We start from the raw sequence: 24,579 nt of genomic DNA, 5'->3' as shown, positions 1-24,579 counted from the left end.
GGGTAAATCATTACCGTATATGGGAGAGTTTATCCAGTATTTCTGGTAACAGAATATATTTATCGTTGAAAAACTGTCTCCAAGAAAATACTTTGAAGGCAGTAGCCATTATAAGAATAGAAAGAACGTCAATCTTACCTTAATCCTATTTTAGTACCCAATAGTATTCCTGAATTGACCCCTTATATTACATAGGCTGCTAAAAAGGGAACTTAAGAATTTTAATTTTTGGGAATGATTATCTAACTGTTGATAGTACAGGTGTATAGGATTATGTTCATTTATCAGATTTTATCTGAGGGTTCATATCTAAAATCTAGTAAATGGGAAATGTACAAGTGTTTTAGAACTTCTAAAGGCATTTGAGGAAGCCACTGGTAATGAAGGACCCTATGAAAATATTAGATTGTAGACCTAGGGATATAGCTTGTTGTTTTGCAGATGTATTAAAAGCTTAAGTGAAATTTTGAATGAAAATCTAAATGTGAATTTTTAATGTTATAATTATTGAAATAAAATTATACAAGCGGAGGATTAACTGTTGCGAAAGAGAATTAGTGAACTTGATTCATTAAGAGGTTTAGCTGCTTTAACCGTTTTATTCGGTCATATCTTAAATACTTTTCCACCCTTACCTAAAGTACTACTGTATTCACCTTTCAGGATTTTTTGGGCAGGTCATGAGGCGGTCATCTTATTTTTTATGTTGAGTGGGTTTGTGCTGACATTGCCTTTTCTGAAAACCGAAAAGGTTAACTACGGGTTATATTTAGTTAAAAGAATACTGCGGATTTATATTCCTTATGTGATAGCTATTTTTGTTTCATTGTCCATAATGAAAGTGTTTAAACGAGGAACACAGGCAGATATACGGTGGATACAAAATTTTTGGCAAAAAGAATTTAGTTTTTCAGATTTAATAAATCATCTATTACTAATTAGTGATTTTAATACTGATGCTGTCGACCCTGTTATTTGGTCATTAGTTCATGAGATGAGGATTTCAATTATCTTTCCTTTTGTAGTCTTGCTAGTTCTCAAATCGAGGTGGTATCAATCCCTTCTGCTGGCTATTCTCTTGTCTACAACTGGAGCCCTTATTTCTTTTTCGGGGCTTGATGTCTCACAAGGATATCTAACCTCGTATGCACACACAATCCATTACACAGCTTTCTTTATAGTTGGTTCCCTGTTAGCAATAAACAAAGAATTTATAGTAGAGATATTCAATAAATTCAGTTTAAAAATCCAATTACTAATCTTAGTATCGGGAATTTGTATTTATTCCTTACAAACTGGGTTAGGTTATTTTCTGAGAATAGAAACAGGGCTATTTTTCCGGGAGTGGTTTATTGTTGTTGGTGCAGGGTTACTTATAGTTGTTTCAATCTCAGCAAAGTGGGCTTCTGTATTTCTGTCAAAAAAACCGATAAAGTTCTTAGGTGAAATTTCTTATAGTTTATATCTTTATCATCTACCAATACTGATAGCAACTCTCTATGCTCTGCATGATTTCATACCTCAACCAATTATCTATATTATTTCGTTACCAGTGATATTTGGGGTTTCTACCTTATCTTTTAAAATTGTGGAAAAGAGTTCAATTCGATATGGACAGGCTTTATCAAAAAAGTGGAATAAGAAAAAAGCTAATACAACAAAAGGCATCAAAGGAACAGTAAATCATTGATTACAAAGTTAATTGGGGACGGTTTCGATTTGACTATCTGCATCAATATGGTAAAAAGGGTGTAGGTGGCTATACTGTTAGCGACCTTTGCCTTGCTTTGGTTTTCGGACATTTTCATGATAAGCCCTGAAGAACTGACGATAACTATATGGAATTTCCTCTTTTAATCGACAACTGAAAGATTACTCCTCGCTTAACAGCGTGAGATCAACCCCTGATTACGCTAATTCTTAATTCTTTTAATGTGGAGGAGAGGGACGAATTCACTTATGAGGAGGCTACTTTGAATCAACCACTATTTCTAAAGTAAAAGGTTTTGGGAGAGCACTTCTCCCAAAACCTTTTTCAGTTCGCAGATATGTTTTCTTTCAGCAGTTCTGTCACTTTGTTCTGATCACTTTCAAGAACGGTTATATTGATAATCTTACTACTTTATTTTAGATTTCTTATAAAGCAGAGTTTCAATCCCCAGTCCCTTTAAGTACCCCATACAACTCACTATAATCATCAAAGGAGTCAAACTAACCAAATACCTGGACCGTGTTTCCCATATAATAAAGAAAAGAAAGAAACCAATGACCGAAAGCATGGAAAAGGTAGTAAAGGAGTCCTTATTCTTTAATCTTAAGAATAAAAGCAATCCTATCAGCAGCATGAGATGCTGAACCCTTGCATGCCCTTGGATCAAATGACCTGGCGTGTCTGTAGTCAGATGAGTGAAATGCTCTGGGTGGTCTGGTATCCTTCTCAGTTTATTTAATGAGTAATAGGTTCCGTCTGTCCATGTATGACCGATCTTTTCAATGTTAAATGCGATGTTCCCCTTTATCCCCTTTTCTGAGATCCGGTTTTTAAGCTCTTGATAGTGGATTTGAGAAACGGTTTCTCTTGGATACTTCGTTAATAACTCCTTCGTCCATACGACATCATCCTCAGCGTACTTACCCAGCTTATTTTTGTTTTGTCCCATCACGATCCAGTGTGTGACTGGCATACTTTTTTCCTCGACCATGGCCTTATCAAGGATCCCGTAATGATAAATCGCACTGTTAAATAACGATTTGACAATCAATAGGACGAGGAGCGGAATAATAAAATAGAGCTTCCTCCATTTCTTTTGATAAAGAAAAAGTACGATGGCAATAGCAATGACAAAGATCACAAGTGACCCTTTTAGTAGCATCCCGAATGAGAATAGGATAGATGCCATTGAAACAATAAAAATATTTCCTCTAAAATCCCCGTTCTTATCTACTAAAATATGCAGTGGAAGAAGTAAAAAGATGAGTGAAATCGTATCTGTATAGACGATAGGTGCAAAAAAGATATAAGGAAAGAAAAGGACACTGACTAGTAAACTGACAATCCCAACGGGTGCTCCTGCCACCTTAGTAGCAATTCGATAGATTAAGTATTGGCTTAAGGTAATGACAATGACATTAAATACCTGAAACGTGAGGAGTTCAGGGGTGAAGATATTCCCGATCAGCGCCAATATGCAGGCAAGTAAAATATTATTTGGGTAAAGGGAGAAATACTCACTCATCTCACCGCTCTCCACAAACAACTTAGCACTGTTTACAACCGCCCCGAAGTCCCAGGATGGGGTAACAGATAATTCACGTATAACAACGGTTTGCAGTACCACACTTACTCCCAATAAGGTGAAAACAGTTGCGAATGTTGGCAGTTTCTCAATAAACCTGGTTATATGATTTCTGCATAGGAATAGAATTAACGAAATGATGATCGCTAGGAATAATGTGATGATATTAAAGTAATGGGGTGTTTCCTGACTTATAGTGCTGTACCCTCTGCTCATAAAGACGTTCAGGCCGACTAGAAATAGTATCAGTGAAAAGAATAGAATGTAAATGAATCTATGTAAAAATTGAACGAATTGCGCTCCCATGGTGTACCTCCTTGTAAATCATAGAAATCGAGTAGCTTTTGAAAAAAACTTCAGCATATAGTAGGTTACCATCTTATGTTAATTTGGTAAATATATCTCCCTGTAAAAGATGAATATATTTCTATTTTGCCTCTTGTTTTGTTTAGATAGAATACTTTTTTACTATTAAGAGCATTGAAATATATTGGAAATTTTGATACCTTTAATCAAGTGCTTTCTATAAATTCCATGACTGTACTAAAATGGATAAGTATTGTATTAGGGTGGAATTTTATTACCATGAGTGAGTTTACTAGTTTGCAGCAAGATGCGTAAAGAAAGGAAAAAACAACTATGAAAATGTTCCTCAAATTTGGGACAGTGGGGTTCTTTAACACCTTAATCACTTTAGGGAGTTACACCCTCTTTGTTTATATAGGAATAAACTACTTGGTGGCAAATGTACTGGGATACCTCTTAGGGGTCTTAAATAGCTACTATTGGAATAAGAATTGGGTTTTTCAGGATCGAACGGGAAAGGCTGGGGTATTCGTTAAGTTCTTCGCAGTGAATCTGCTGACTCTTGGATTTAACACGCTTGCTTTGTTCATTCTGGTACATCAACTGGGGGTACACCCCGTACTGGCTAATGTATTTGCCGTCGGTTGCGGCTTGGGATTGAATTATATCCTTAATTATAAATGGACATTCAACCAGGCGTCTTAAAAGGAACGAGAAATATTTTTATTGGAGGAAAAAATGAAAGAGTTAATATCGGTTGTCATCCCAATGTATTATGAAGAAGAAGTCGCGCAGGAGTGTTATGACAGGCTGAAACGTGTCATGCAGGAGAATAAAATACGATATGAATTCATTTTCGTGAATGACGGCAGTACGGACAGGACGTTAGATATTCTCACTGATATCGCGAATCGTGACAGCCAGGCAAAAATAGTGAATTTCGCCCGGAATTTCGGTCATCAAACCGCCGTTACAGCGGGTGTGGATTTTGCTGAAGGAGATGCCATCGTCATTATTGATGCAGATCTTCAGGACCCTCCTGAGGTGATTCCAGATTTGATCGCCAAGTGGAAGGAAGGGTATGAAATTGTATATGCGAAGCGGAAGAAGCGATCGGGCGAAACGAAATTTAAACTTCTCACCGCAAAGTATTTCTATAAATTCCTTAACTATATGTCAGATATAGATATCCCGAAAGATACAGGGGATTTCAGGATCATTGACCGTAAAGCAGCGGATGTGTTCAAAAGCATGACAGAGCGCAATCGGTTCGTCCGGGGGATGTTTTCCTGGGTGGGGTTCAATCAAACCTTCATAGAATATGAACGGGATGAACGGTTTGCTGGAGAGACGAAATACCCGCTGAAGAAAATGATTAAATTTGCTTCAGATGGGATCATTGCATTTTCAACCAAACCATTAAAAATCGTTATGACTCTGGGCTTCTTTTCGGTGTTAGTCTCCTTTTTAGTCCTAGTTTATGCCATTTCAATCAAGCTGTTCGGGCGGGAAGTGGAAACAGGATGGGCATCCATCATGGTGGCCATTACGTTCTTCAGTGGGGTTCAACTTCTCGGGATGGGGATCGTCGGTGAGTATATAGCGAGGATCTATGATGAAAGTAAAAATCGGCCGATTTATATAGTGAAAGAGACGGTTAATATGAAAGAGCGTTCTCACAATCAGAGAAGAGAGGTCATCTGATACGTACGACAGATGAGAGGATCCTTATCTAAATACAATTCTGTTATTAAGATGAAAGAGAGTGCAAGAACTGCACTCTCTTTCATCTTTTTACTTACTGAAGTGATTCAAAATATTTTTAACCATTTGAGAAATATCCTTATCTGATTCCAGGGTCCCGGTGAATGTCAGGGAGCCTACCGAGAAGACTCCTCCACCAGACGGCGTATCATAATAAATCATATCGGATCCGCCTAGATTTGGATTTAAGCCTTTAGCAAGTCGAACGAAGTTCTTTGGTGTGTAGGGGGTGATTTTATCTGTTTCCCCACCGGCTGCCCCCCGGCCGTTTACTCCAGATTCCCCAATCAGATCTCCGGTTTTCAAGCCCGTGTTTTTAAAAATCCAGTGATTGGGTTTTTCCACTTTGTAGGGTTTATAGGTTCCATAACCCAAGTAATTATAAGCTACACCTAAGTACTTTGATTCGGGTCTTCCCAGGTCTCTCCAGAGTCCGCCTTTTTCTTTCGTTAATGTGTGGTATCCTTTATCCTTTCTCACTTCAATTTGATTTCCCTCGACCGCCACTTTCCAGTAAATACTGTTAGCAGAAAGATTAAGTACATTTCCACCCTTTTTCACGAAAGATTCGAATCCATTATACATAGGGGTAGTCCAGTATTCACTGTGCGAGTTTAGGGCGAGAGTTTCATAGTCCTGAAGAATTCCAGGGTTATGATGCAGGTCATACTCAGAGATTACATCATATGTATAGGCGTTTTTCTCCAGCCAGGATAGCAGGAATTTTTCTGCGTATGGGAGATGGATGCTGTCTTCATAAGGATTAATCCTTGGGTTTGGTCGTTGGAAATTCAGGATTGGCGCATTGGTACGATCAGTCCCATCATTTACTTTATATCCATAAAAAGATGCCCCGCCCCACATATTGTATGCTTCCCACGTAAAGGTATTGGCAAGTACGGCAAGTTTGGGTTTTGTGCTGCTTGCATTCTTGATGGTGAACATAATGTAAAACTCTTTGCCGCTAGCATCATACACTCTTGCTGCATACATACCGCTCGTCCAGTTCCCAGGAACTTTAAGTGAATAACTGGTCGTCCAATCTGCTCCATTTTTGAAGGAGTATTTTCGATAGTTCTGTTTTGTTCCTTTGATTTCAGCATCTGTAAAGACGGCTGTATCTTTTGCTCCGAGTCTTTTGACATCTATGGAAAAGGTGGGTTGAAGAGTATGAACTTTAAACTCGATGGTCTCACCTGGAGAATAGCTTGGTTTAGTCGTATAACCTTCAATGGAATGCTGATTATCAATTACCAAAGCATCAGAATAGGGATTCAGAACTTCTTCCGAAACAGATGCTGGGCCACCTAAGATGAGGTAATTCCGTATGTTCTTTTCTTCTATTATATCCTTCGTATCTTCAGGTAGTCGGTCGGGTCTGGTCAAGAGGATGGGTGTGTTTTCTTTCGCTGCCAGAACGGAACCGGTAAGAGCGTCTGCAAAGGACAGGCCGGTTGCTATATATGCTTTTTCTGATGGGAGACTTTTTTCCCTGATTAAATTGGCTGCTACAGCATAACGGTCGGATCCTCCGAGACGTTCCGGATTTGGCAGCTTCGAAGCCACTTCTTTTCCTACACTTCCTTCACCTCCCATGATGATGGTGGAGCTGAAGTTTTTCTTGTTTAAATAACCTGTAACGGGTGCTGGGATGTCACTTTTTCTCGTAAGAAGAATGGGGTAACCATTTCTTGCAGCGAAGGGTGCCACGGACAGGGCATCGGCGAATGTCATTCCCGTTGCGATAACGGCTTTATCTGTGGAATGGACATAGTTTGCGACATTGGCGGATACATCATATCTGTCTTTTCCCCCGATTCTATGAATATCTCTAATACCCATATTTTGTAATTCTGTTACGATATTTTGAGAGATACTTCCGGTTCCCCCGATAATGACCACCTTAGTGGCATGCAGGCGGATGAGTTCGTCTTTTGTCACTCCAGTTAAAGAATTGGCATGCGTAAGTAATATCGGTGCATCTGACTGGTAAGCTAACGGAGTGGCAGACAAGGCATCGGCAAAGGCGAGGAAGTTCACTATGTATACCGTTTGAGAGTCTTTCCATCCTTTCTGTGAAACGTTTACCGCAACTTCGAATCTGTCCTTTCCTCCGAGACGCTCTACTTCATTCTCACCGGCGTGTACTTCTGCACTAAACCCGAACACAAATAGTAGTAGTGATACGATTATAATCTTTCTCATTTTTACCCCCTAATATATGTAAAACTGGTAATCTAGTATCTAATAATAGCATACTAATTACTTTATATTCCATATAAAGTAATAAATAGGAGTAATATTACTTGAGTTTTTTGAACTATTGGTGTTTGGAGAGATATAAAAAAACACGCTTAAGAAGGTGCATAATGCACCTTCTTAAGCGTGAGGTAACTCTTAGGCGTCTATTCTTTATTTAGATTGTTGAAGTGTTTTGATTTTCGGTACGGTCAAAATATATTGATTCCATGGTAATAGCTGTATGATTTTTACCATTAAGATGGTCCCCAGAAGAATGATTAAATAAATTGCAGGAAAATGAATTGTTTTCCAAATAGATGGAGGTGCGATTTCCTGAACACAGTAAAGTACAAAGGGGTGGGACAAATAAATAGCCATGGATAATGTACCGATTTTTGTCATGAACAGGTTTGTCCACTTTAATCTTGTTATGTTGGATCCTACTCCAATGATAAACAATGTAATAATGGGAATATTAATCATATTGGTCACCCGGTTAGAGGCAATCGAACCCATGACGGTATATTCCCATACAGCAACTAAAGTGATGAGTATGACGGATACTCCTAATAATACTTTAGATCTTTTTGCGAATGAAGATAACGGTTCCCAGTAATAGGCTAAGAATCCGCCGAATATAAAGAAATAGATCCAATTTGGCAGAAATGCTCGTTGACCCAGGATATTACCCCATATTCCTTCCATTTCACCCAGTGAAAATATCTCAAGAAAATACACATTTACCGCTATTGCAATGCCCAATAAGATGGCCCAACTCTTCTTTGAGCGAACAAGCTGTAAGAGCGGAAATACTAAATAAAACTGAAAGACAATGGACATAAAGTAAAGGTGGTAAAAAGAATTTCCGAAAGAAAAGTTCACAAGAAATTGTTTCTCTCCTACATCAAACGGGTTTACACCTTCTGCTACATACATGAATAGGAGATAAAAGATACTCCAAAACAAAAAAGGTATTCCGATTTTAGTAAAACGACTAGAGACAAATCGACTTAGATTAAATCCTTTAAAACGCGTTTGATAAAATAGAAGGAATCCACTGATAAGAGCAAATATGGGAGTTCCAAACCGGCTGATTTGATTGATGAAATAAGTCAGATCATTAAACTGCTGACCTTGCTGGTAATAGAAAGTCGCTGAAACATGAACAAAAAGTACGAGCAAACATGCAATGGCCCTTAATACATGAATTTCGGATATATGTCCGCGAGAATTACTCATGATGTCACACCCTCAAGATATATAGATTTAATCTTCTACATCGTAAAGGATGATAGTGGGAAAATCACACCTGTCATCTTTCTTTAAATAAAATGTATCACCAGAATAATAATTCATCCATTTGTTAGAAGAGTTGGTATGATTCTTCACCTGTCCTGCTGGTTTTGTTTTATAAAGAAAAGGGAAATGATTATATATCATAATGCAGTTCCTCAATTTGTTCCTCTAATGGATAAAAAATCTTAAAATTTTCACCTTTTTTCCGACAACGTTCGCTTAAGACTCGTGTTTATAATAGAAGGACAACATTCGAATCTTACTGCCACTAAATAAGAACAGGGGTGCTTTTTCCATGAAAACCGAAGGAAATTTCATCAAAGGTATGTATTGGGGCACTTTATTAAGTATTCCACTTTGGGTTTCTTTTTTTGGATGGGTAAAGATTGTGAGAGGATTGTTTATTTAGTATTCTGGATGGCGTCAACAATGATTTAAAGAATACGTGAAAGGTAAATGTTTCGTTGCTCCTTCATTTACGTTGTAAGTGTAGAAAAAACTTCATTGATAGGTTAGTTTAGGATTACTTTATACAATATTTGGGTATTTGTTGTAATAGTAATTTTAAAGGGAACCTTCCAGGTGACTTATTCAGGATGCATTTGTTCAGTAGAATGTTTTATTCTTGTGCTGAAGTATCTGAATATTCGTTCTTTTCATTTGGGTTAGGCTAACCAGTTATACCAATTAATCTGGAAAGGGGAGTTTCATTTGCCAATCTATTATATGAAAGAAATTTGGACCCCGTTAAAATTCATAGGGATAAAGTTATACAGGTGTGAAGAAAATCAGCTATATATCAAATTTCTAAATAATCCTCGCAGACGATTGTTCAATTGAGGGAATGTTCTAGTTTGAAATATAAGAACGACATAGGATGATTCTGATCCTGAGTTGTTCCAGTTGTTGGTCTATGAAACTCTTTTAGCAGTTAAAAAGGTTCTGGAAGAAGACTCTCCCAGAACCCATTATTAACTGGCAGCTAAATTCTCTTTCAGCATCTCAGTCACTTTATCCTGCTCATTCTCTGGAACCGTCAGATAGTAGGTTCCTCCAATCAATCCGCCCTGACCTTTGATTTCATATTGTTCAATCGTATTCTTGGCACTTCTGTAATTTTTTTGGATACTCATTATATCATCTAAGGTCATATCTGTTTTAACATTATTGCCAAGGACATCTAGAATATCATCGAATTTGCCAACCGAAGAAACGTTAGATGCTTTCCCTATGATTGCAGCAATGACCTGACGCTGACGTTCATTACGACCAAAGTCTCCTCGGGGGTCCAGATGCCTCATCCTTACATATCCAAGTGCTTTGGCTCCGTTCAATTCAATGTCCCCTTCGCGGTAATGATAGCCTTTCTTATAATACCCTTCATCATACCAATCCAGATCATTATGAACCGTAACTCCATCCATGGCATCCACTAAGGAGCTAAGAGCCTCCATGTTTACTTTAATATAGTAATCTATCGGGATGTTGGTGAAATTTTCCACCGTCTCAATGGCCATCTTCGTACCTCCGAAGGCATAGGCATGATTGATTTTATCCGTCGTACCATGACCGATGATTTCTGTTCTGGTATCACGGGGAATACTGATCATCTGCATCTTTTCTTTCTCGGGATTCAAGGTCATGACAATCAGGGCATCCGATCGTCCCTGATCATTTTGACGTTCGTCGACCCCCATCATTAAAATGGAAATAGGCTCGGCCGGCTCATCTTTTTCTTTGGTGATATTCGGTGTATCCTTTGGTTTATCCCTCTTCACTTCTTCATGCATACTCTCCGCTGTTCCTTTAACGGAGTCATACATGTAATAGGCATAACCGCCGATTCCCAGGAATAACAGCACGCCTAAACTTAAAACACTCAATATGATTTTTTTCTTCAATTGGATATCCTCACTTTTCAACGTAGATATCACTATTCTACCTAAACTGCTTTATATAGTAAATATTAGGTAGTATTTTTCTTATTATGAATAAGGAAATATCATTCTTAAAAGTTGTAATAATTTGATAGATTTGATTGATAAGATTTGTATATATGTTCATATATGCTCGTCGATTCCGTTAATACTCGATTTTGAGAAAGAATGGGAATATAGGCATGTGGGATGGAACGTGGGGGACAGTTACGCTCTCCTGTGTTAATAGCGGAGATTAATGATCCACCGTCTCTTCTTGATTGTCTGGGACAAGGGGCCAGTCCCTCTGTCCCGAAATCCCCTTAATCTTCGTCGCAAGAAACGCCACATAAGGCTCATCATTCCGAAACTCAAACATCTGCAGGGCACGCTTGAAAAAAGGAAGGGCTTCTTCGTATTGATTCTTTAGCTCATAATTGAAGCCAATTTGATAATGAAGCTCACCCAATCCCCACAGCAGCTCCTCATCAAAGCACCATCGGATGGCTTTACGGCAGTAGTCCGATGATTCTTCCAGTTCTCCTAAGCGTGCCAAGACTCTCCCTATATTATAAAATAGTTTGGTCTTAATACTTTTATCCTGGAGTTGCCCTGTTGTATTCATGGCCGCTTCGACTTCTTTAAAATAACGAAGGGCTTCTTCATATTGCTGTTGATTATAATAAATGGCCCCGTTGCTCGCCAGGATCTCCATTTCCCTCTCAGACATCGCCTTTTTCTGATGGGCGGTGAGGTGAAAGGCTTTATGAAAAAGGGAAAAGGCCGTTTCCGCATCCCGTTTCAATTCGAATTGATAGATTCCCTTGTGCCAGCAAAGAAGTTGAAGGAGTTCATTGTCCTTATAGAATAGTGGATTCTTTTCCTCATTCATGACCAGTTCCATCATTTCTTCGTATTTCCGATAAACCCTTAGGTATCTCAATTGTTTTTCCACTTCTATGATGTAATCGAGACGGGGAGTGGTCCCTATTTCAAAGAAATAGTTTACGTCAACGCCAAGCTTTACCGAAATTTGGTATAACGCGGTGGCGCTGGGGTAAACATCTCCATATTCAATCCGGCTGATCAGCCCCTGAGTGCAGATATCTTCTGCCAGCTCTCCTTGAGTGATCCCGACAGCCTTACGTAATTCCCTGATCTTTTTTCCGATGACTGAGTAGTCCATTGGGACACCTCCAAGAAGGATTAGTTATCTATATATTAACAGAATAGTATAAGAACGGTTCAAATCCTTTTATCAAATCAATGTTGTGATCCACAAACCAAGGTTAAGTATCAGAGCAAATGAATGAAAGAATTCTTTAGGAAGTTCACGTTTTCATTGTACATCCAATTTACGGGTCGTGAGAGGTCTTCTATGTAGCCTTGGGATCTAAGGCTACATAGAAGACCTTTATTCCCCCTAAGTAAATACAAAAACTAATATATTTTTTGAAAATTCGTTGACTTTGATTGATATCAGGTTTATATTTGTGTTAAGTAAAATTTAGCTAAAATTTTTACTAACTATCTATTATTTTTTTAGTTATGTTTGTAAGCGTATTCAATTTGGGTGTAAATGGCTCTTGGGAGGTGAGTGTTTGAGGGGGAAGCGCCGATTGATACCGATTAGTGCCATTATGGTAGTTGTGGCTGCTTCGCTGGTGTTTTACTTCTTCATGAATCGTGAGAGTGAGACAGTAACCTACAAGAACCCCGTTGGCGGGATGACCAATATTGGGGATCCTTTCATCTTAGAGTCGAATGATACGTATTATATGTATGCAACTTCGGAAGCATCTTACGGTTTCAAAGTTTGGCAATCTGATAATCTTGTGGACTGGGAAGAAAAGGGTATTGCCTATGATCACTATGAGCAGGAAAACAGGTGGGCAACAGGGGATTTCTGGGCACCTGAGGTCATTTCTTATAAGGGAAAGTACTACATGACGTATAGTGCGCGAAATGATGCAGGGTCTCTGCAGATTTCTGTAGCTGTAAGTGATGACCCTTTGGGGCCGTTCGAAGATGAGAGCACTGAAATCATCGGGCAAAGTGGTTCCTATATTGACGGCCATATCTTTATAGAAGATGACGGGACTCCTTATCTTTACTACGTCAAAGATTGCTCGGAAAACATCCTGGACGGAAAACATGTCAGTCAGATCTATGTTCAGCCAATGGATAAAGAGTTGACCAAAGTGACAGGAACGCCGACTCTTTTGCTCGAGCCCGATCAGGATTGGGAAGGCCTTCAGGGGGATTACCAGTGGAATGAAGGACCGTTTGTGGTGAAGAATGATGGGAAGTACTATCTGATGTACTCCGCCAATTACTATGCTAGTGAAGATTATAGTGTGGGATATGCTGTCTCGGATAAACCGACGGGACCGTTTAGGAAAGCAAGTGAAAATCCTGTTCTGTCTAAGGATCTTGATAAAGGTGTCTCGGGGCCGGGGCATAACAGCGTCACGACAGGGCTTGACGGAGAAACACTCTACGCTGTTTACCATATTCATACTCACCCGGAGGTACCGAGTGGGGACAGGCAAATGGGCATAGATAAGATGGAATTCATCGATGGAAAGCTGAAGATTCACGGCCCTTCCATGGACGAGCGGGAGATGGCCGTAGAATAAATAACATTTCAAGCCTATATAGGCAATGAATACTTAGGGGGCTTAATCAATGAAAAAGAAGAAATTACTTGGTGTTGCTTTATCGGCGGCGCTGGCAATCAGTTCATTAGCAGCATGTTCCGGTGGGGATTCCGCTTCAGGCGATGAAGCAAATGGCGATTCAAAGAAAATAACGTTCTGGACCCCATTCTCAGGAGCGGATGGTCCGCGGATGAAAAATATCGTGAAAAGCTACAATGAATCTCAAGATGAATATCAAGTAGACATGCAGATCGTTCCGCAATCCGACTACTATAAAACAGTGGACGTTTCCTTCTCAGGTCAAAAGAATGCTCCGGACTTAATGATCATGCATACTGACCAATTAACGAACTATGTGGATAAGAACCTTTTGAAAGATCTTGGTGAGACTGTTTCTGAAGCAGGCATCAAACCTGATGAATACTCTGAGACCGCCTGGAAGGCCGGGTCGATTGATGGGAAGCAGTACTCCATTCCTTTGGATATCCACCCGTTGATCATGTATTACAATAAAGACCTTTTCAAGGAAGCGGGATTGGACCCTGAAAAAGCGCCAACCAACCGAGAAGAGTTCCTTGATTATACGAAAAAGTTAACAGATGAGTCGAAAGGTCAATACGGCTATGTAGTACCGACTCTTTGGCCGAACCAGTTCATTTACCCGACAATCTTCTTCCAAAATGGAGGGGAACTGATCGCTGATGGCAAGCCGAACTATAATAGTCCTGAAGGCGTGGAAGCGCTGCAATTCATGACAGACCTGATCCACAAGTACAAGGTATCTCCTCAGAATGTTCAGCAGGACGGGGAAGTCACCCTTTTCCTTCAAGGGAAAAATGCGATTCAGTTCAATGGTCCCTGGATGATGGAACAGTGGGATAAAGCTGGCATTAACTATGGAGTGGCTGAGGTTCCTCAACTTGGAACAGAACAGCAGGCCGTGTATGCGAATGGACATAATTTTGTCATCCCTGCATCTGTAGATAATAAAGAAACGCTGGCGGGCATCAACGACTTCTTAAAGTTCACCGCTGAAAATGCAATGGAGTGGGCGAAGTCAGGCCAAGCTCCGGCATCGAAAGCGATATATGAAGAAAATGAAGAGTTTCAAAAAATGGTACAACAGCCGATCGTTGCGAAATCTTTCGAATATGCTAAGTTTGCTCCTAGAGTGGCAAACTGGGGTCAGGTTTCTGAGCCGCTTTGGGCAGAAGTCAACCTCGCTCTGCTAGGCAAAAAGGATCCTAAGCAAGCATTGGACGATGCAACGAAAAAAGCCGAACAAATCATGAAGTAATCATTCGTTTAGGGGGGAGGCAGGTGGAAAGCACTTGCTTCCTCCCATTCTCATTTAACGAACACGGGTTCATAGATTTAAATAAAAGGAGAGAATCTCATGCAGAAAAACTCGTGGAAATCAAAGCTGACATCGAGTCTGTTTGTTTTACCATATCTCATACTGTTTTCGATCTTTCTCGTAGCCCCTATAGTATATGGAGTATGGATTAGTCTACATAATTGGGACCTTCTCAATCCTGTGAAAGAATTTGTTGGGCTGAAGAATTATATGAATATCTTTGATTCTGAATCTTATTTACACACCCTATTCTTTGAAGGGTTAAAGAACACGTTTATCTTCGTCATTTTCAGTGTTCCTCTATTGGTCATCATCGGCCTTGCTTTGGCTTTGCTGCTCAACAGCCTGCCCCAAAAAGTCAAAGGCCTGTTCAGGACCATGTACTTTATCCCTTATTCTGTTTCCGTATCCATTGTCGCGATCATCTGGTTGTGGATTTTCGATACAAATAGCGGTCTTATCAATCAGTATCTACAGAAGCTTGGGGGGAGTCCCATTCCCTGGCTGACGGATTTGCCATGGGCCTGGGTCTCGATTATCATTGCCACGTTGTGGTGGACGATCGGCTTCAATATGGTCATCTTCACAAATGCCCTGAATGATGTTCCGGAAGAACTTTATGAAGCAGGTTCCCTGGATGGCACGAACAGTTGGCAGCGTCTCATCCATATCACTCTTCCGACGATTAAGCCGACCATGATCTTTGTGATCCTGACTTCAACCATCGCTTCGTTCAATGTGTATGGACAACCTTATCTTATGACACGTGGTGGCCCGGGTACTTCTACACAAGTCTTGCTGATGAATATCGTGGAAGAAGGATTCAATCAAAGGCAACTTGGGAACGCTGCTGCCATGTCGATCATGATGGCTTTGATTATGATCGTCATCTCTATCATTCAATTCCGGATAACCAGAGAAAAGAAAGAAGGTGCCAGATAAATGAAAAACAAAGGGTTGAATGTTCTATTAATTGCTGTCGCAGTGGTCATTGCCATTTTCTTTATCGCACCTTTATTCTGGATGCTCGCTACATCATTTAAAACGGACCAGGAGGCGTTCACGGCTGGAATCAAGTGGCTCCCGGAAGTGTTTACCCTAGAGAATTATACTTATAGTTTAAGCGGCGGTTCAGATACACCCGTATTCGCTTGGATGACCAATTCCTTGTTGGTCGGAATAATCGGTACGCTGATTGTATTGTTTGTTGATACTCTTGCTGCATATGGATTGGCGAGACTTGATATTCCATTTAAAAAGCTGTTATTTGGCCTGTTTATCGGTTCCTTGACCATTCCATGGGTCATCACGTTCCTTCCCCTTTATATGGGATTCAATAAGGCTGGCCTACTGGATACGTATGCGGTTTTGATCCTGCCGTACTCTTCGAATGCATTTGGGGTCTTCCTGTTGTATCAATTCTTCAAAATGTTTCCGAAAGAACTTGAGGAAGCGGCATACCTCGATGGGGCCAATAAGTGGCAGGTCTTTACCAAGGTGGCGCTTCCTTCAGCGCGCCCGGTCATCTGGACATTGGCAATCTTCACTTTCATGATGATCTATAATGACTTCCTGTGGCCGTTGCTGACGACAAGCTCACCTGAAATGAGGACGATTACGACTGGTATTGCCATCATGCAACAAGGAAGCTTCGTTTCCTCTCCGGGAAGATTGATGGCATTGACTGCCATTGCCACCATCCCTGTTGTCGTCATCTTTATCATCGGACAACGTTCCTTTATCAAAGGTGTCACCCAGACAGGGATCAAGTAATATTGGGAAAAGATATCCTTCCTTTTTAAAGGCGGATATGAAAAAATTAATATAAGCAGAATAAAGGAAGAATGGGTTGGTATAAATGGCAACTATTAAAGATATTGCGGAGAAAGCAAATGTTTCCATCGCTACAGTTTCCCGGGTGTTGAATTATGACAGCACCCTTTCTGTCGCGGATGACACGCGGAAAAGAATTTTCGAAGTGGCAGAATTGCTCTCATATAAACGTCGTGCCGATCGTAAAGCTGCGCCGTCAAAGTTTGCGATCGTCCATTGGTATACTGAAAAAGAAGAGCTGGAGGACCTGTATTATATGTCCATACGCTTTGGGATCGAAACCCGCTGTCAGCAGCTAGAGACACAATGGGTCAAGTATCTCTATGATGATCTGGAAGAAGTGAAGCAGGAGAAGATACAGGGTATCATTGCAGTGGGGAAGTTCAGTGAGACGCAGGTACGGACCATGGCTGGCATTACAGACAATATTGTCATTGTCGACCACAGTTCAGAAGACGAATCCTTCGACTCGGTGACGATCGATTTTGAAAAAGCGATTAAGAAGGTATTGAATTACTTTGTGGAAAAAGGCCATACCTCAATCGGATATATAGGCGGACGGGAATCTTATAAAGATCAATCAGGTGAAATCGAAGATCTCCGGGAGAAATACTTTCTCGCATTTGGTTTGAGTAGAAACATTGTGGATGAACGCTTCATCTACAGGGGAACATTCACGGTGAATGATGGGTATCGACTCATGAAAAAGGCGATCGCAGAGCATGGTGATCAGCTTCCTACAGCATTTTTTATGGGGAATGATCTCATTGCCATCGGTGCGATACGCGCCCTGCATGAAGAAAATATTGCCGTGCCCGAGCGGGTGAATGTGATTGGATTAAATGATATCAGTGTGTCCAAGTATATATACCCGACATTAACGACTCTTAAGGTCCATACGGAGATGATGGGAGAGGTTGCCGTCGATTTATTGATGGAGAGAGTGGTAGGCCGGAAAGTAGGAAAGAAAGTATTTATCAGTACGGAACTCATTAAAAGGGAAAGCAGCTTCTAAAACATAAGGAAACCATAGACGAGGATCTATGGTTTTTTTATTTAGTAAAAATACTTCGTTTAATTTTACTAAAACAATTGACGATTTTTTACTAGTTATATAAAATGGGGTTGTACACGCTTTCATATATAACGAGGAAAATACCATATATAGATAAAAGGAGAGAACGTGATGACGACGTATCGCCAAGAGTACCCACGGCCGCAGTTCGTTCGTGAAAACTGGATTAACTTAAATGGGACCTGGTCATTTGCTTTCGATGACAAAGGAGTTGGATCTCAGGAAAGATGGTATGCACGCGAAGGAGACTCATTTGATAAAGAAATCCAGGTGCCGTTTGCTTACCAAACGAAGTTAAGCGGCATAGGGGACCCTGGCTTTCACGACACGGTTTGGTATAAAAGAGAATTCGAAGTCCCAAGAGAGTGGGCTGACCAAAACATCGTATTGCACTTCGGTGCGGTTGATTACCGGGCCTGGGTATATGTGAACGGACAGCTCGTTGGCTCCCATGAAGGAGGACATATTAACTTCTCCTTTGATATTACGGATTCTCTGAAGGGCGGAATGGAAACGATTGTGGTAAAGGTGGAAGACCCTTCGGAAGACGAAACGATCCCACGGGGTAAACAGTTCTGGTTGGAAGAGTCGGCATCTATCTGGTATACAAGGACGACCGGAATCTGGCAGACGGTCTGGATTGAACCGGTCACCCGTACTCGGATCGACAAGCTTAAGTGGACCCCTGACGTGGATAATGGCCGTGTGAAATTGGATACTGAACTCGCAGGGAACTATGAAGGAAAGAAACTGGAGGTCGAGATCAGTTATAAAGGTCAGAGGATAGTAGAAGATTCGATCCTCATTCACGAGTCGTTCATCAGCAGGATCTTTGACTTGTATAATCTAAAGATCTTCCGTACCGGATTTCACCACGACGGCTGGAACTGGACACCGGAGAACCCTAACTTGTTTGATGTGCTGATGACTGTCAAAGATGGCAGCCAAGTTCTGGATCAGGTAAGGACCTATTTCGGGATGAGAAAGGTCCATACAGAAAACGGGATGGTGTATTTGAACAATAAGCCGTACTACCAGAAACTTGTCCTCGATCAAGGGTACTGGGCAGACGGGCTATTGACGGCACCGTCGGATGAGGATTTGAAGAAGGATATTGAACTGGCAAAGGAAATGGGCTTCAACGGTTGCAGAAAGCACCAGAAAACGGAGGATCCCCGTTTCCTTTACTGGGCCGATCAGCTTGGATTCCTGGTATGGGGAGAGTGTGCTGCAGCGGCTTCATTTAATGATCAGGCCGTTGCCCGATTAACGAAGGAATGGATTGAAATCATTGAACGGGATTATAATCATCCTTCCATCATCGCATGGGTTCCATTGAACGAAAGTTGGGGAATCCCTGGAGTCAGGGCCGATCATCATCAACAGCATCATTCCCTGGCAATGTACCATCTCCTTCATTCCCTTGACGGGACAAGGCTTGTCATTTCAAACGACGGATGGGAACTGACCAGGACGGATATCTGTGCGATTCATAATTATAACCATGGTTCTGAACAGGAACGGGAAAAGTACGAAAACTATAAAGAAGAGTTGAGAACGAAAGAGTCGATACTTGCATCGATGCCTGCAAAGCGCAACATTTATGCCAATGGATTTTCCCATCAAGGTGAACCCATCCTGCTTACTGAATATGGAGGGATCGGCTTTAGAATAGGGGAGGATGAAGGCTGGGGATATACCTCTGTTGCGAATGAGGAAGAATTCATAAACGATTATCAAAGAATCATGGAAGCCGTTTATCAATCAAATGTTCTTCATGGCTATTGCTATACACAGCTGACGGATGTTGAACAGGAAATCAACGGAATCCTCACCTATGACCGAAAGCCTAAATGTGACCTGAGAAAGATCCGGGCAATAAACGATATGTGGCATTCAGAAACGATTTAAGAAAAACGGGGACCAGTGAAGTTGAACAGGTCCCTTTTTCTTAACAGCGAGAGAGGAAGTATACGATGGAGAAAAAGGAATTAATCGATCATTTTTATCAAATATATCGGAAGAAGGACAAGTTGAGGATGTTTTTTTCACCAGGACGGATCAACTTGATTGGGGAACATACTGATTACAATGGAGGCTTCGTATTCCCGGGTGCCATTACATTTGGAACCTACGGGGTGGTCCGTGAAAGGGCGGACCGGAACGTGTGTCTGTATTCGACGAACTTTCCTGAAGGGGAAATCATAAAGTTTTCGTTGGACTCACTGGAATATGAGGACGAACATGGCTGGGCGAATTATCCCAAAGGTATGATCAACTATATCCAGGATGCGTACGGAACGATTCCGAGCGGGTTCGACATGTTGGTATGTGGAAATATCCCGAACGGAGCAGGCCTATCCTCTTCGGCATCCCTTGAGTTACTAATGGGTGTGGTACTGGATGAGTTATTCCGATTAAATATAGAACGGATAGAAATGGTGAAGCTTGGTCAAAAGACGGAAAATCAATTTATCGGTGTGAACAGTGGGATCATGGATCAGTTTGCTGTGGGGATGGGCAAGAGGGACTGCGGCATCTTGCTGGACTGCGACACGCTTCAATATGAATACGCCCCCTTAAACCTTACTGATCACAAAATCCTGATCATGAATACAAACAAAAGGCGTGAATTGGCCGATTCCAAATATAATGAGCGCAGGGCTGAATGCGAGGAAGCGCTTCATCGTCTTAAACGTAAATTGGATATACGGACGTTAGGCGATTTAACGGAAAAGCAATTCGATGACCACCGGGAGTTGATTGCTGACCCCATTTTGAAAAAGAGGGCTAAGCATGCTGTTTATGAGAATGCGAGGACGATAAAGGCCCTGCATTCTTTACGAAAAGGGGAATTAGACGAGTTTGGCCGATTGATGAATGAATCCCATATATCACTCCGGGATGATTATGAGGTAACGGGAATGGAACTGGATACTTTAGTGGGAGCAGCCTGGGATCAAGCGGGTACGCTAGGGGCCAGGATGACAGGTGCTGGCTTTGGTGGATGTGCCATTGCCCTTGTTGAAAATGATCATGTTGAATCCTTCAAGAACGAAGTCGGACATCAGTACAAATCAAAAATCGGTTATGAAGCAACGTTCTATGCAGCGAGTATCGGTGATGGAGCGAAAGAATTGTAAAGGGAGATGGAGCAGATGAGCATATTAGTATTGGGAGGAGCCGGTTATATCGGTTCGCATGCTGTTTATCAACTGATTGATGAAGGATATGACGTGGTTGTCATGGATAATCTGCAAACCGGACATGAAAACGCCGTTCGCCCAGAGGCCAGATTCTATCAAGGTGATATAAAAGATAAAGAGTTTGTAAGAAATGTTTTCGAAATGGAAAAGGTAGAAGGTGTCCTTCACTTTGCAGCCAATTCATTGGTTGGTGAATCCATGGAGAAACCACTCGAATATTTTGATAACAATGTGTTTGGGACACAGGTATTGCTTGAAGTCATGGAGGAGTATGGAGTGAAACAAATCGTTTTCTCTTCCACTGCTGCTGCTTACGGTGACCAGGATGTCGTTCCGATCACAGAAGATCTTCCTACGAATCCAACCAACGCGTATGGGGAAACCAAGCTGACCATGGAGAAAATGATGAAATGGTGCGACCGGGCTTATGGCATGAAATATGTTGCCCTTCGTTATTTCAATGTAGCGGGTGCCAGGAAATCAGGCGAGATTGGAGAAGATCATACGCCGGAAACCCACCTCATCCCCGTCATTCTCCAGGTTGCCCTTGGAAAGCGAGAGCATATCTCCGTGTTCGGGAATGATTATCCTACAGCAGATGGGACATGCATCAGGGATTATATTCACGTAGAAGACCTGATTGAAGCACATATACTGGCATTGAAATACTTGCAAAATGGCGGGGAAAGCGATGTTTTTAACCTCGGAAGCAGCCAGGGGTACTCGGTATTCGAAATCATCAAAAGTGTACGGGAGGTAACAGGTCACCCGATCCCTCAAGTGATCGATCAAAGGCGTGCGGGAGATCCGGCTACACTGGTGGCATCCTCAGAAAAAGCGAAACGTGTACTCGGGTGGAATCCATCCAGAAATGATATCCACCAAATTGTTGAAGATGCGTGGAAGTGGCACGTGGCCAATCCAAACGGGTATAAAAAGTAAGGGAGGGGTGAACAAGATGGATATTTATTCAATGATTCAAACTCTCCTGAACCGAGGGATAGATCTCGATCTAATAGAAGAGTGTGACGAAATGTATGCCCGAAATCAGCTGCTTTCCCTGTTGAATCTTGCCGAATTTCCGGAAAACGTGGAGGGATTGGTGGATGTCCGGATTCCTGATGTTCTCGAAATGATCCTGCAGTATGCTGAGGACCATCATATCGTTGGCGAACTGGATGCGGAAAAAGACATTCTCTCAAGCAAATTGATGAATGTCCTTATCCAAAGGCCGTCGGATGTGAATAGGCGTTTCTATGAGCACTACGAAGAGGATCCGAAATTGGCAACCGGTTACTTCTACCAGTTGAGTCAAAACAGCAACTATATACAAACGAAGAATATTGCTAAGAATATCAATTATAAAACGGAGACGATATATGGGGATTTGGATATTACCATAAATCTCTCAAAACCGGAGAAAGACCCTCGACAGATCGCTTTGGAAAGGGAACGAAAACAAGATGTGACTTATCCAAAATGTCTGCTTTGTCCAGAAAACGAAGGGTATGAGGGAAGAATCGGACATCCGGCACGATCCAATCACCGGGTGATCGGTCTGACGCTGGGGCACGAGCCGTGGTATCTTCAATACTCGCCTTACGTGTACTACAACGAGCATTGCATCGTCCTTTCAAAGGAACATCGGGATATGAAGGTGACACCTGAAGCATTCCGCCGTTTGCTTGATTTTGTACATATGTTTCCACACTACTTCTTGGGTTCGAATGCTGATCTTCCCATTGTCGGTGGATCGATCCTATCTCATGATCATTACCAGGGAGGAAACTATCAGTTTGCAATGGAGAAAGCACAGGAAGAGTTCGCTTTCGAATTGCGGGATCATCCGGACGTAGCTGCGGCCACTGTCAAATGGCCGATGTCGGTCATAAGACTCCGTTCCGGGAACCCTGACAGCCTGGTCGCTGCTGCAAGTCGAGTCCTGAACGAGTGGCGAAGCTATTCCGATGAAGATGTGGATATTCTGGCATTCACAGATGGGACACCACATAATACCATCACACCGATTGCCAGGCGGAACCTGGGGCAGTTCGAGCTTGATTTAGTGTTGCGAAATAATCGGACAAGTGATGAGCATCCAATGGGGATATTCCATCCTCACAGTGATGTCCATCATCTCAAGAAAGAAAACATTGGATTGATAGAAGTAATGGGGCTCGCTGTGTTACCTGCAAGACTAAAATCAGAGCTTGAAGAAATGGAAAAGTACTTAATCGGAGCAGAGAGTGAGCTAAAGGAATATCACCAAGAGTGGGCAGACGACATCAAAGCACGTCATGGAGCGGGTCTTCATGAAGAGAATGTCCGTACCGTTCTTCAACAAGAATTAGGAAGCAAGTTCCAGCGGATTCTGGAAGATGCCGGTGTATTCAAAAGGAATCAAAAGGGGCAGGAATCCTTTCAAAAATTCTGTAAGTTATTCTCATGAACGAATGAAAGTATTGAACGAAAGGAGAGATGGCAATGAATCTAGCAATCTCGGAATTTGGTAAACGGGAAGGAAAGAAGATCATCGCCCATACCATCAGTAATTCATCCGGTATGCAAATTACAAGCATCAATTATGGATGTATTATCACTAAGCTCATTGCGCCGGATCGTAATGGAAATCTAGAAAATATCGTACTGGGCTTTGATACACTTGAAGAGTATGACCGTCATTCCCCCTATTTTGGAGCGGTCATTGGCCGCCATGCCGGCCGGATAGCTGGAAGACGTTTCACTTTGGATGGCATCACCTATCGGTTGGCAAAAAATGATGAAGGGAACCATCTCCACGGAGGTCTTAAAGGATTTGATAAGACAATCTGGGATGTAGAAATAAAGGAAGGGAAGGATTCAATCAGCCTGGTGTACCATTTTCTGAGTAAGGATGGAGCGGAAGGGTACCCCGGTAGCGTCGATGTAAAGGTTATTTATACACTGACAGAGAAGAATGAACTATTTTTCTCCTATGAGGCGGTCTCTGATAAGCGGACTATCTTGAACATGACAAACCATACCTATTTCAATTTAAGTGGGAATTTAAAAACGACAATCGAGCAGCATGAACTGACACTCAAAAGCAATCAATTCCTTACTTTAAACGAAGCCTTGATCCCGACTGGAGAAGCAGTGGATGTGGAGGGGACGGTCTTTGATTTCCGCACTGGCCGGAGGATCCAGGATGGCATTGAATCCGCTCATCCTCAAACCCGGCTGGCAGGGAATGGCTATGACCATCCCTTTTTATTAGAAAAAGCAGAAGAACAAATTCTCTTGACCGACCATGAAAGCGGCAGGACTTTAATTATGGAAACGAATCAGCCTGCAGTTGTTCTTTACACAGGAAATCAACTGGAAGGAAATGTTGAAATCCGAGGGACAAAGTCGCAAAGCTATCTGGGTTTGTGCCTAGAGACACAAGGAATACCCGATGCCATCCACCATCCCCAGTTCCAAACCACCGTAATTGAGAAAGGGGAGCCTTACAAATCTATTACTAAATTGACGTTTGGTACGGTTTAAGGTAAACGGTGTGGATAGTTGAAGTAGTGGGACAGGTCCCCCACTAAACATTCAGCATAAAAAAAGAGGGACACGAAAATGCCCCTCTTTCCCTTCACCCT

General features: G+C 41.7%; 18 protein-coding genes. 13 read left to right on the top strand and 5 right to left on the bottom strand.

Annotated elements, in window-relative coordinates:
- Nucleotides 1–541 precede the first annotated feature (541 nt).
- Nucleotides 542–1,690 carry an acyltransferase family protein gene (locus AM506_RS12190; RefSeq protein ID WP_060672768.1) on the top strand — a complete coding sequence of 383 codons (1,149 nt, stop codon included), beginning with the start codon at nt 542–544 and terminating at the stop codon, nt 1,688–1,690.
- Nucleotides 1,691–2,117: 427 nt separating this feature from the next.
- Here AM506_RS12190 and AM506_RS12185 read toward each other — a convergent pair whose 3' ends face one another.
- Nucleotides 2,118–3,602 (bottom strand): glycosyltransferase family 39 protein, encoded by a 1,485-nt coding sequence (locus AM506_RS12185; protein ID WP_060672767.1) that lies wholly within the window; start codon nt 3,600–3,602, stop codon nt 2,118–2,120.
- A gap of 333 nt (nt 3,603–3,935) precedes the next feature.
- On the opposite strand from AM506_RS12185, the gene AM506_RS12180 reads away from it, so the two are divergent.
- A complete protein-coding gene (locus tag AM506_RS12180; RefSeq protein WP_060672766.1) occupies nt 3,936–4,307 on the top strand; it encodes a GtrA family protein in 372 nt (123 codons plus the stop codon).
- A gap of 33 nt (nt 4,308–4,340) precedes the next feature.
- Entirely contained in the window at nt 4,341–5,306 is a 966-nt protein-coding gene (locus tag AM506_RS12175; RefSeq protein ID WP_060672765.1) for a glycosyltransferase family 2 protein, read from the top strand.
- 90 nt (nt 5,307–5,396) lie between these two features.
- Here AM506_RS12175 and AM506_RS12170 read toward each other — a convergent pair whose 3' ends face one another.
- From AM506_RS12170 to AM506_RS12155, 4 genes are all read right to left on the bottom strand, one after another.
- Nucleotides 5,397–7,571: a N,N-dimethylformamidase beta subunit family domain-containing protein gene (locus AM506_RS12170; protein WP_060672764.1), complete on the bottom strand. Its 2,175-nt coding sequence runs from the start codon at nt 7,569–7,571 to the stop codon at nt 5,397–5,399.
- A gap of 207 nt (nt 7,572–7,778) precedes the next feature.
- Nucleotides 7,779–8,846: an acyltransferase gene (locus tag AM506_RS12165; RefSeq protein WP_060672763.1), complete on the bottom strand. Its 1,068-nt coding sequence runs from the start codon at nt 8,844–8,846 to the stop codon at nt 7,779–7,781.
- Between the two features lie 1,028 nt (nt 8,847–9,874).
- Nucleotides 9,875–10,804 carry an LCP family glycopolymer transferase gene (locus tag AM506_RS12160; protein ID WP_060672883.1) on the bottom strand — a complete coding sequence of 310 codons (930 nt, stop codon included), beginning with the start codon at nt 10,802–10,804 and terminating at the stop codon, nt 9,875–9,877.
- 271 nt (nt 10,805–11,075) lie between these two features.
- Nucleotides 11,076–12,005, bottom strand: a complete 930-nt coding sequence (locus AM506_RS12155; protein ID WP_060672762.1) for a helix-turn-helix domain-containing protein — start codon at nt 12,003–12,005, stop codon at nt 11,076–11,078.
- A 415-nt stretch (nt 12,006–12,420) separates the two neighbouring features.
- On the opposite strand from AM506_RS12155, the gene AM506_RS12150 reads away from it, so the two are divergent.
- The 10 genes from AM506_RS12150 to AM506_RS12105 all read left to right on the top strand — a co-directional run bounded on the left by AM506_RS12150 (nt 12,421) and on the right by AM506_RS12105 (nt 24,478).
- On the top strand, nt 12,421–13,458 hold the full coding sequence (locus AM506_RS12150; RefSeq protein ID WP_200908444.1) for a glycoside hydrolase family 43 protein: 1,038 nt from the start codon (nt 12,421–12,423) through the stop codon (nt 13,456–13,458).
- 49 nt (nt 13,459–13,507) lie between these two features.
- Nucleotides 13,508–14,776 (top strand): ABC transporter substrate-binding protein, encoded by a 1,269-nt coding sequence (locus AM506_RS12145; RefSeq protein WP_060672761.1) that lies wholly within the window; start codon nt 13,508–13,510, stop codon nt 14,774–14,776.
- A 99-nt stretch (nt 14,777–14,875) separates the two neighbouring features.
- Nucleotides 14,876–15,778 (top strand): carbohydrate ABC transporter permease, encoded by a 903-nt coding sequence (locus AM506_RS12140; RefSeq protein ID WP_060672760.1) that lies wholly within the window; start codon nt 14,876–14,878, stop codon nt 15,776–15,778.
- Entirely contained in the window at nt 15,779–16,609 is an 831-nt protein-coding gene (locus AM506_RS12135; RefSeq protein WP_060672759.1) for a carbohydrate ABC transporter permease, read from the top strand.
- Nucleotides 16,610–16,694: 85 nt separating this feature from the next.
- Nucleotides 16,695–17,684, top strand: coding sequence for a LacI family DNA-binding transcriptional regulator (locus AM506_RS12130; protein ID WP_060672758.1), 990 nt, complete (start codon nt 16,695–16,697; stop codon nt 17,682–17,684).
- A 171-nt stretch (nt 17,685–17,855) separates the two neighbouring features.
- Entirely contained in the window at nt 17,856–19,655 is a 1,800-nt protein-coding gene (locus tag AM506_RS12125) for a glycoside hydrolase family 2 protein (RefSeq protein WP_060672757.1), read from the top strand.
- Nucleotides 19,656–19,720: 65 nt separating this feature from the next.
- Nucleotides 19,721–20,887 carry a galactokinase gene (locus tag AM506_RS12120; RefSeq protein WP_060672756.1) on the top strand — a complete coding sequence of 389 codons (1,167 nt, stop codon included), beginning with the start codon at nt 19,721–19,723 and terminating at the stop codon, nt 20,885–20,887.
- Between the two features lie 15 nt (nt 20,888–20,902).
- Nucleotides 20,903–21,892, top strand: coding sequence for a UDP-glucose 4-epimerase GalE (gene galE / locus AM506_RS12115; protein ID WP_060672755.1), 990 nt, complete (start codon nt 20,903–20,905; stop codon nt 21,890–21,892).
- Nucleotides 21,893–21,908: 16 nt separating this feature from the next.
- Nucleotides 21,909–23,399 (top strand): UDP-glucose--hexose-1-phosphate uridylyltransferase, encoded by a 1,491-nt coding sequence (gene galT, locus AM506_RS12110; RefSeq protein ID WP_152968594.1) that lies wholly within the window; start codon nt 21,909–21,911, stop codon nt 23,397–23,399.
- A gap of 35 nt (nt 23,400–23,434) precedes the next feature.
- Nucleotides 23,435–24,478, top strand: a complete 1,044-nt coding sequence (locus AM506_RS12105) for an aldose epimerase family protein (RefSeq protein ID WP_060672754.1) — start codon at nt 23,435–23,437, stop codon at nt 24,476–24,478.
- Nucleotides 24,479–24,579: the final 101 nt, after the last annotated feature.

Origin of the sequence: Rossellomorea vietnamensis, assembly GCF_001305855.1 — a bacterium.
GTDB classification, from domain to species: domain Bacteria; phylum Bacillota; class Bacilli; order Bacillales; family Bacillaceae_B; genus Rossellomorea; species Rossellomorea vietnamensis_A.
The sequence above is the reverse complement of the archived record's forward strand: the minus strand, read 5'-3'. Positions and strand labels throughout refer to the sequence as shown.

Bases quoted from the DNA above. Each gene is read 5' to 3' on its own strand.
- AM506_RS12130 (WP_060672758.1), top strand. From the start codon at position 16,695: ATGGCAACTATTAAAGATATTGCGGAGAAAGCAAATGTTTCCATCGCT.
- galE (WP_060672755.1), top strand. From the start codon at position 20,903: ATGAGCATATTAGTATTGGGAGGAGCCGGTTATATCGGTTCGCATGCT.
- AM506_RS12155 (WP_060672762.1), bottom strand. From the start codon at position 12,005: ATGGACTACTCAGTCATCGGAAAAAAGATCAGGGAATTACGTAAGGCT.
- AM506_RS12135 (WP_060672759.1), top strand. From the start codon at position 15,779: ATGAAAAACAAAGGGTTGAATGTTCTATTAATTGCTGTCGCAGTGGTC.
- AM506_RS12175 (WP_060672765.1), top strand. From the start codon at position 4,341: ATGAAAGAGTTAATATCGGTTGTCATCCCAATGTATTATGAAGAAGAA.
- AM506_RS12185 (WP_060672767.1), bottom strand. From the start codon at position 3,602: ATGGGAGCGCAATTCGTTCAATTTTTACATAGATTCATTTACATTCTA.
- AM506_RS12170 (WP_060672764.1), bottom strand. From the start codon at position 7,571: ATGAGAAAGATTATAATCGTATCACTACTACTATTTGTGTTCGGGTTT.
- AM506_RS12125 (WP_060672757.1), top strand. From the start codon at position 17,856: ATGACGACGTATCGCCAAGAGTACCCACGGCCGCAGTTCGTTCGTGAA.
- AM506_RS12140 (WP_060672760.1), top strand. From the start codon at position 14,876: ATGCAGAAAAACTCGTGGAAATCAAAGCTGACATCGAGTCTGTTTGTT.
- AM506_RS12120 (WP_060672756.1), top strand. From the start codon at position 19,721: ATGGAGAAAAAGGAATTAATCGATCATTTTTATCAAATATATCGGAAG.
- AM506_RS12105 (WP_060672754.1), top strand. From the start codon at position 23,435: ATGAATCTAGCAATCTCGGAATTTGGTAAACGGGAAGGAAAGAAGATC.
- AM506_RS12165 (WP_060672763.1), bottom strand. From the start codon at position 8,846: ATGAGTAATTCTCGCGGACATATATCCGAAATTCATGTATTAAGGGCC.
- AM506_RS12145 (WP_060672761.1), top strand. From the start codon at position 13,508: ATGAAAAAGAAGAAATTACTTGGTGTTGCTTTATCGGCGGCGCTGGCA.
- galT (WP_152968594.1), top strand. From the start codon at position 21,909: ATGGATATTTATTCAATGATTCAAACTCTCCTGAACCGAGGGATAGAT.
- AM506_RS12180 (WP_060672766.1), top strand. From the start codon at position 3,936: ATGAAAATGTTCCTCAAATTTGGGACAGTGGGGTTCTTTAACACCTTA.